Here is a 7,902-nt window from a genome sequence, read left to right as displayed (position 1 = left end):
ATAGAACCACTATTCGCCTTCAAATTCCCGAAAATCTGTCCTCGATCTGCCATTCTCTCGCTACGATTCCCTAAGTCCGACAGACTCCTGGAGGAGCAAGCACCTGCATTGAAAACGGGGTTCGGTGATGACCGGACCCCGTCTCTGTTTTTCCCTTCCCTCACCCACTCCCGCAGTCGCAGCAACTCCCTTACAACGCCCGGAACCGCTCCGCCGCCTCTGGTATTGCCTCCTCCCGGATATTGCCGAAGGCAAGCCGCAGATACCCTTCGAGGCCGGGGCCGAAGACCTCGCCGGGGAGGGAGATTACCCCGGCTTCGAGAGCGAGCCGCCGGGCCACATCCCGGCCGGAGAGCCCCGGAAAGGGATGCCGCACCCAGGCGAAGAAGGTACCGCTCGCCACGAGGCCGAAGGGGTTGCCGGGGCGCGTGAATTCTAGCCGGAAGAGATCGTGGCGCCGTTCCATCATCCGGCGGTTGGCGTCGACCCAGCCGTCCAGGTGACGAACGCCATACATGACCGCGTGCTGGGTGATGCGGGGCTGGCAGACCGCCATGGTGTCCTGGGCCTTGAGAGCGTGGTGGATGAACGGCTCGGAGGCGACGAGACACCCCGCCCGGTAGCCGGTCAGCGCCAAGGTCTTGCCGAACGACATGATCTGGACGAAGTGGTCTCCCCACGCTGGATCGGCGAAGAGGTCATGGGGGCGCTCGCCGCCGGGGATGAAATCGGCGTAGGTCTCGTCGAGGAGCAGGGCGATCCCCCGGCGCCGCGCCAGGGAATAAAGTTCGTGGATGACATCGGGAGGGGTGACGACGCCGGTGGGATTCGAGGGGGTGACGAGGAGGATCGCCCGGGTGCGGGGGGTGATGAGACGCGCCACCGCCGCCGGATCGACGATCCCCCCCCGATCCTCGTCGAAGGGGAGAAAGACCGGCCGGATGCCGAGGATCTCCAGCGCCATGGGGTGGTCGAAATAGGCGGGGAGCGGCACGATCACCTCGTCCCCCGCCCGACAGAGGGTCACCATGGCAAGCCAGAAGGCCTGGCTCGCGCCGATGGTGAGGCAGAGCTGCCGCGGCGAGGGGCCGGTGCCGTAGAGCCGGCCGTAACGCTCGCAGACCGCCTCCCGCACCTCGGGGAGCCCCTCGTCGGGGGAGTACCTGGAGACCGCCGGGTCGTCGAGCATCGTCGCCAGGTAGTCGGTGAGCTGGCGGGCCGGCGGATAGTCGGGGACCGCCTGGCAGAGATCGACCAGGGGACGGGGGTCCCCCGGCTCCCGGTGGGCGAGCCACCCCTTCACCTCGGAGATGGGGGGAAAGTGAACGGAGCGGATCTGGTCGGATACGGGGAACTTCACGGCTGCCTCCCGGACACTGCCTCATGCTACGGCTTCAGCATGATGAATCCCATCTGCCGGCCGGTCTCCCCGCCGTCGCGGCGGTAGGAAAAGAAGAGCTCCGGCGCACATGAGACGCACTGGCCGCTCGTCTCGATGTTGCGCTCCGGCACCCCCGCCTCGGCCAGTTGCCGGGCGTTGGCCTTCGCCAGATCCAGCCGCCACCGCGACACATCCCTGATGGCGGCGACCTCCTCCCAGGCGTGTCCCCCCCTGCGGAACGCCTCGGCCACCGGTGTGTCCACCTCGTAGCAGCAGGGTCCGATCCCCGGCCCCACCGCGGCCAGGATATCACGCGGGTCGGAGCCGAAGAGGCCGATGAAGGCGTCGATCCCCTTGCGGCAGATGCCGGCCGCAGTCCCCTTCCAGCCGGCATGAAGGGCCGCCGCCACGCGTTTCACGGGGTCGAGGAGGAGCACCGGCACGCAGTCGGCCACGCAGACCCCGATCATCACCCCCGGCTGGTTGGTGATGATGCCGTCGGCCTCCAGCCTCTGGAAGTAGGAGTAGTCCGGATTGGGGGAATCGATGACGAGGAGGTCGATACCGTGCACCTGGTTCACCGTCACGAGCCGCTCCACATCGGCGCCGAAGCCCCGGGCGAGGATGCTCCGGTTCCCCTCCACGGCATGGGAAGAGTCGAGGGTGTTGGTCCCCAGGTTGAGGGAATTGTAGGGAGGACGCGACACCCCCTCGTGACGGGTGGTGAAGCCGTGGGCCGAAACCCCGGCGGCGGTGAAGAGGGCCGGCTCCAGATAGTGGACCTTGTCGGATCGTTTCATCTCCATGGAAAGAACTCCTTGTGAAAAGGGGGGCAGAGGCGAACGGCTCATGCGCCCTGCTCCGCCCCCTCGAGATAGTTGATTATCCGCATCATGTCTTCCGGCGGCGCCGTGTCGAACTCCAGATACTCGCCGCTGGCCGGGTGGAGGAAGCCGAGGGTCTTGGCATGGAGGGCCTGGCGGCCGAGCTGGCGCACGAGCGCCCGGAGCCGCGGGTCCCGCAGATCGTTGGCCCGCCCGCCGGCGCCGTAGACCTCGTCCCCCACCAGGGGATGGCCAGCCTCGGCCAAGTGGACCCGGATCTGGTGGGTCCGGCCGGTCTCAAGCCGAAGCTGCACGAGCGTCATGCCGGGATAGCGCCCGAGGACCTTCCAGTGGGTGACGGCGTGCTTGCCGCGGCGCGCCTTCCCCGACATCCGCTTCCGGTCCACCGGATGGCGGCCGATGGCCCCCTCGATCCGCCCCTTGTCCTGGCGGAACGTGCCGAAGGCGAGGGCCAGGTAGACGCGCTTCACGGTGTGGTCCCGGAACTGGCGGGAGAGCCCCTCGTGGGCCCGGTCGTTCTTCGCCACCACGAGGACCCCGGAGGTATCCTTGTCGATCCGATGGACGATGCCGGGGCGCAGTTCCCCCCCTACTCCGGAGAGGTCGGTGCAGTGGGCGATGAGGGCGTTGACCAGGGTGCCGGAGGGATTCCCCGCCGCCGGATGGACCACCATCCCGGCCGGTTTGTTGACCACCACCACGTCGCCGTCCTCGTACAGGATATCGAGGGGGATCTCCTCCCCCGCGGGGGTTGCCGCCACCGGCGGCGGCACCTCCACCGTCACCCGTTCCCCCCCTTTAAGCTTCAGGGACGCCTTGGCCACCTCGCCGGCCACCGCCACCCGCCCCTCCTCGATGAGGCGCCGGGCCGCCGAGCGGGTGAGCCCTGCCACGGAGCGGGCCACGAACTGGTCGAGGCGCTCCGGCTCCCCCTCGGTGGAAACTGTCAGTTCAAACCGTGATTCCATGACACCTCAAGAAACAGCGAAGGCGCGACCCGCGAGCCGCGCCTTGCCCGGACGATGGGATACCATCGGGAGCTACCAGATGGTGGACTCGATCTTCCCCGCCCGCTTGATGAGGACGTCCACCAGGGCGAGATCGTAGATCGTGGCGGAAGCCAGTTCGGGCGTGACCCGCGACAGGAAGTGCTGGCGCCCCTCTTCGATGTCTTCCGCCAGGAGCTCGAAGATGTTGTCCTCCCTGATCCCCCGCTCCACCTTCTCGCGGTTGTAGATCGCAATATCCGAAATGATGGCGCGGGCAAGGCGCCGTGCCTGGTCGGGATTGTCAATAAGGCTCATGGAGCGTCCCCTGTTCGTTGAAATTCTCGCGCCGCTACCGCAGCGGAAGGGAGAAGTAAATGCTCGAATCGCCGCGGCGCACCAGCAGGACGGCCACCCCGCGGCGCCGGGCGTCGCCCATGGCGCGGTCGTAGTCGGCGCGGTTGGCGATCCGTTTCCGGTTGACGGCGACGATGACATCCCCCGGCCGCAGCCCCGCCTCGGCGGCAATGCTCCCCTCGTCCACGTCGGCGACCATGACGCCGGTGGCCCCGCGGCGAAGCATGTCCGGAGGGAGGTCCTCCACGGCCAGGCCGAGGGAGTCGGGCTCTCCCGCCTGGGGCCGGGCCCCGCGGGCCTCCCGGCTGTCGGCGCTGGCGGCGGTCACCGTCAGCTTCACCTCGCGCCCCTCGCGGAAAACGGTGACCGGCACCTTTTTCCCGGGCTGGGTATCGGCCACCACCCGCTGGAGGTGCTGGGCGTCCCTGATCTCCGTGCCGTCAAATTCCAGGATGATGTCCCCCTGGCGGATTCCCCCCTTCGCGGCGGGACCCCCATCGAGGATGTCGCTCACCAGGACCCCGCGGGGCTTCCTGAGGCCGAATTCCCTGGCCAGCTCCCCGGTGACCGGCTGGATCGTCACGCCGAGCCAGCCGCGGGTCACCTTCCCCTTGCTGACGAGCTGGGTGACGATCTGTTTCGCCATGTTGATCGGGATGGCGAAGCCGATCCCCTGGCCGGCGGCGACGATGGCGGTGTTGATCCCGATCACCTCGCCGTAGACGTTGAGAAGGGGCCCCCCCGAGTTCCCCGGGTTGATGGAGGCATCGGTCTGGATGAAGTTCTCGTAGGTCTCGATCCCCATGTTGGAGCGGCCGGTGGCGGAGATCACCCCCACCGTCAGGGTCCGGTCGAGGCCGAAGGGGTTGCCGATGGCGATGGCCCACTGCCCCACCTGGAGCTTGTCGGAATCGCCGAGGACCGCCGCGGGGAGACTCTCCCTGGCGCCGATCTTGATGACCGCGATATCGGTCTTCGGATCGCTGCCGATGACCCGCGCCTCGTAGACGCTCTCGTTGGAGAGCTTCACCTGGATGCTCTCGGCATCGCGCACCACGTGGTCGTTGGTGACGATCAGGCCGTCCCTGTTGATGATGAAGCCGGAGCCGAGGCTGCGGTCCCGGCGGTACCGGGGACGGTTGCCGAAGAACTCGTCAAAGAAGGGGGAGAACTCGAACAGGGGTTGCTCGATCTTCTTCCTGCTGATGGTGGAGATGTTTACCACCGCCGGATTGACCTTCTTCGCAACCTCGACGAAGGCCTGCTGGGAGGCGAGAATATCCTTCGGCACCTCCTTCACCGGGGCTTCGGTGCGTCCCGATTCGTAAAAGAGCTTCTCTTCCTTTTTCTTGCAGGCGGTGACCGAGCTCAGGAAAACGAGCCCGATGAGGAGTGTGCGGCGGAAGTTCATCGGAAAAAGCCTCTGGTGGACTCTCGTAAGGATATAAACCGTTGAAAGGGTAGCGAAAAAGCCCTGCGATGTCAACGCCCTTTCCGGGCCGGCACCGATGGGGACAAGTGCCGGAGAAACGCCTGCTCGTGCGCACAATATGCTCTTGACGCCCCCGGCGCGATTGCCCTATAACGGGCAGAGCAGACATGAGGAGGCCCCAGTGGAAGACATCAAATCCCAGATCAAGGAACTGCGGCTCGGCGAAAAGATCCGCAAACTCCGCCAGGAGCGCCGGCTGACCCTCCAGGAGCTTTCGGAGCTCTCCGGTCTCTCCAAACCGCTCCTCTCCCAGATCGAGAACGACCAGGTCACCCCCCCCATCGCCACGCTCCTCAAGATCTCCAAGGGGCTCAAGGTCGGCATCCACTTCTTCTTCGAAGAGGAGGAGGATCAGCAGAAGTTCGTGCTCACGCGGGCCGTCGAGCAGGCGACGAGCAGGCGCCGCACCGGCAACGACGCCCCCCACGGCTATGTCTACCGCTCGCTTGCCCCCGGCATCCGGCACAAGCCGATGGAGCCGTTTCTGGTGGAGTTCGAACTGCGGGAGTGGGAAGACGGGTTCTTCTACAAGCACGACGGCTTCGAGTTCATCTACCTGCTGGAAGGGGAACTGGAGTTCCACTACGGCAGCGAAACGATGCGGCTGCTGCCGGGAGACAGCATCTACTACGTTTCGTCGGAACCCCACGGGTACGTCTCGGTAGGCGGCGGAAAGGCGATGGCGGTGGCAGTCCTCTATTCCCGGGACTGATCCCCCGCTTCTTCCTTTTGCTGGCGGAGAAGGCGGGCAAACTCGCGAAGAATTTCCTTCCTTTCTTCGTCGATGTTGATGAACTTGAGCCCCATCCCCCCTTCCGGTTCGAGACAGCTCCAGACCACCTCGGCCTCCAGGGTAACGGCAGTGGCGGAATGGGGGGTGAAGAACTGGAGGGTTACCACCTGCCCCACGGGAAAGGGATCCTCAGTGACAACCGATACCCCCTTCTCGGAGATATCGAACGTATAAACGCACGACGAGCCGCCGAGTTCCACGAGCCAGCACCCTACCTTCACCGGCATCCGCCGGCACGTACGCGCGTCCACTCCCCCTCCCCTACATCGGGACTTCTTCGCAGTCGGCCGGGTCCCAGCTGTCGAGCTGGCCGTTTTCCAGCTGCACCTGGATCGTTTCCCCCGCCTCGGTGCAGCCGAAGGTCAACCCGATCTCGCCGGTCTTCATATTCCTGAGCTTCACCCGCTCTTCCTTTCGTTCGGTCCGCTGGCAGACTTGTACGTGTTCGGATTCCTTCATGATTTTCACCTCCCTGCGGTTATCGTTCCCGCCTACTGTTATCGTAACACGCAACCCCTCCTTTGCAACCGGAGGACCGCTCGCTCTCAGATCTCCTCCCCCTGCGGCCCCTCCGCCCGGATCACCCTGACACGCCCGTCCCCACCCCCGAGGTGCCGGCAGATGCGGGCGAGAAAACGGATCGTGACCACTTTGTGGGTGGAGGCCTGGGTGAAGCGATAGAGGATCTTTCTGAGCCGCGAGGGGGAAGCGCTACCGAGGATGAGGGGAAAATAGTCGTTGAGGCGAATGGTGAGCCGCACCTCCTCCCGTTCCGATGCCACGGCGAAGGTGAGGCTCCCACGGCGGGATTGGCCGGGCTGGACGAGCATTCCTCCACAGATGGCGAGGGAGAGGGAGTCCTGCTCCGCTTCCCGGAGCCGGCGGGGAGCAGTGAACCTGAGCAGGCTTTTTGCGGTGCCGGCCAGGCGAAACTCGATGCCGTCCTCCGTTCGGCAGGGGCGGACCATGGTGAGGGTAAAGCTCCTGATCCAGGCCAGATAGCGATCGAGGAGCCAGTCGGGAGTGACCCCCGCCGCAAGGCGTCGGGGGAGTTTCGTCCACTGGACGGAGAAGACCGACGAGTCCTCGCGAAGGACCTGCCGGCAGGCGATTTCCCGGGGGATTACGGCGTCGTTGCGGGGCACTAGGACCTCCGCCGGGAACGATACCACAATCCCGCCCCTCCTGTCTCTCCTTCCCATCCCCCCTTGCCTTCAGGCCAGAGTGTGTACAATTGTTACGAGACGGTTGCGCCAAGATCGCCCTTGCGCAAGGGGAGGAGAGCGTCTACAATTAGCCCCGCTTCACGTCGCCACACCACCCTGCCCGATAATTCCGGTCATCACGACAGACAAGGAGGAGCGTATGAAAAAGATTGGTGTCGTTCTTTCCGGCTGCGGCGTCTTCGACGGCAGCGAGATCCACGAGGCGGTCCTGACCCTGCTCGCCATCGACCGCAGCGGAGCCGAGGCCCTCTGCATGGCCCCCGACATGGAGTTCCGGGAGGTGAACCACCTCACTTCCCGGGAGACCGGCGCGAAGCGCAACGTGCTGGTGGAGGCGGCCCGCATCGCCCGGGGGAAAATCCGCAACATCAAGGAGGTCACGGCGGCCGAACTCGACGCCGTCGTCTTCCCCGGCGGCTTCGGCGCGGCCAAGAATCTCTGCACCTTCGCCGAAAAGGGGGCGGCCGCCACCATCCACCCGGAGGTAGCCCGCCTGCTGCGCGAGATGGCCGCGGCGAAGAAACCGATCGGCGCCATCTGCATCGCCCCGGCCCTCATCGCCGCCACCCTCGGCCGCGATTTCAGGCCGAAGGTGACCATCGGCACCGACGCCGGCACCGCCGCCGCCATCGCCGAAACGGGGAGCGAGCACATCTCCTGCCCCGTCACCGAGTTCGTAGTCGACCGGGAAAACAGGATCGTCACCACCCCCGCCTACATGCTCGCCAACCGGATCTCGGAGGCGGCCGAAGGAATCGAGAAGGCGGTGAAGGCAGTCATCGAGATGGCGTAACCATCGACAACCAGACCAAGGAGGGAATC

At 65.7% G+C, this 7,902-nt stretch carries 10 protein-coding genes; 2 read left to right on the top strand and 8 right to left on the bottom strand.

From position 1 onward, the window contains the following. Positions 1-190: 190 nt before the first annotated feature. The 5 genes from M6689_RS10385 to M6689_RS10365 form a co-directional block, all read right to left on the bottom strand. Positions 191-1,360, bottom strand: a complete 1,170-nt coding sequence (locus M6689_RS10385; protein WP_298271183.1) for an aminotransferase — start codon at positions 1,358-1,360, stop codon at positions 191-193. A gap of 26 nt (positions 1,361-1,386) precedes the next feature. Next, entirely contained in the window at positions 1,387-2,187 is an 801-nt protein-coding gene (gene pgeF, locus M6689_RS10380) for a peptidoglycan editing factor PgeF (RefSeq protein ID WP_298271181.1), read from the bottom strand. A 41-nt stretch (positions 2,188-2,228) separates the two neighbouring features. Further along, positions 2,229-3,194 (bottom strand): RluA family pseudouridine synthase, encoded by a 966-nt coding sequence (locus M6689_RS10375; protein WP_298271179.1) that lies wholly within the window; start codon positions 3,192-3,194, stop codon positions 2,229-2,231. A gap of 72 nt (positions 3,195-3,266) precedes the next feature. Next, complete coding sequence (locus tag M6689_RS10370) at positions 3,267-3,530, bottom strand: hypothetical protein (RefSeq protein ID WP_298271177.1); 264 nt, start codon at positions 3,528-3,530, stop codon at positions 3,267-3,269. Positions 3,531-3,564: 34 nt separating this feature from the next. Further along, positions 3,565-4,980, bottom strand: a complete 1,416-nt coding sequence (locus M6689_RS10365; RefSeq protein ID WP_298271175.1) for a DegQ family serine endoprotease — start codon at positions 4,978-4,980, stop codon at positions 3,565-3,567. A gap of 202 nt (positions 4,981-5,182) precedes the next feature. Between M6689_RS10365 and M6689_RS10360 the strand changes: the two genes are divergently transcribed. Further along, the gene (locus M6689_RS10360; protein ID WP_298271171.1) at positions 5,183-5,773 is read left to right on the top strand and encodes a helix-turn-helix domain-containing protein; all 591 of its coding nucleotides are present in this window, start codon (positions 5,183-5,185) and stop codon (positions 5,771-5,773) included. Here the strand turns inward: M6689_RS10360 and M6689_RS10355 are convergent. The 3 genes from M6689_RS10355 to M6689_RS10345 form a co-directional block, all read right to left on the bottom strand. Continuing rightward, the gene (locus tag M6689_RS10355) at positions 5,758-6,105 is read right to left on the bottom strand and encodes a PilZ domain-containing protein (protein WP_298271169.1); all 348 of its coding nucleotides are present in this window, start codon (positions 6,103-6,105) and stop codon (positions 5,758-5,760) included. The two genes, M6689_RS10360 and M6689_RS10355, sit on opposite strands and share 16 nt — an antisense overlap. Positions 6,106-6,115: 10 nt before the next feature. After that, entirely contained in the window at positions 6,116-6,313 is a 198-nt protein-coding gene (locus tag M6689_RS10350; RefSeq protein ID WP_298271167.1) for a hypothetical protein, read from the bottom strand. An 86-nt stretch (positions 6,314-6,399) separates the two neighbouring features. Next, positions 6,400-6,999, bottom strand: coding sequence for a hypothetical protein (locus M6689_RS10345; protein WP_298271165.1), 600 nt, complete (start codon positions 6,997-6,999; stop codon positions 6,400-6,402). 220 nt (positions 7,000-7,219) lie between these two features. Here M6689_RS10345 and elbB point away from each other — a divergent pair, with 220 nt between their 5' ends. Then, positions 7,220-7,873, top strand: coding sequence for an isoprenoid biosynthesis glyoxalase ElbB (elbB, locus tag M6689_RS10340; RefSeq protein WP_298271162.1), 654 nt, complete (start codon positions 7,220-7,222; stop codon positions 7,871-7,873). The last annotated feature ends 29 nt before the right edge of the window (positions 7,874-7,902 follow it).

The sequence above is a fragment of the Geobacter sp. genome, assembly GCF_027327745.1.
In the GTDB taxonomy this organism is placed as follows: Bacteria; Desulfobacterota; Desulfuromonadia; order Geobacterales; family Geobacteraceae; genus Geobacter.
This window is presented reverse-complemented; position numbering and strand designations above follow the sequence as displayed.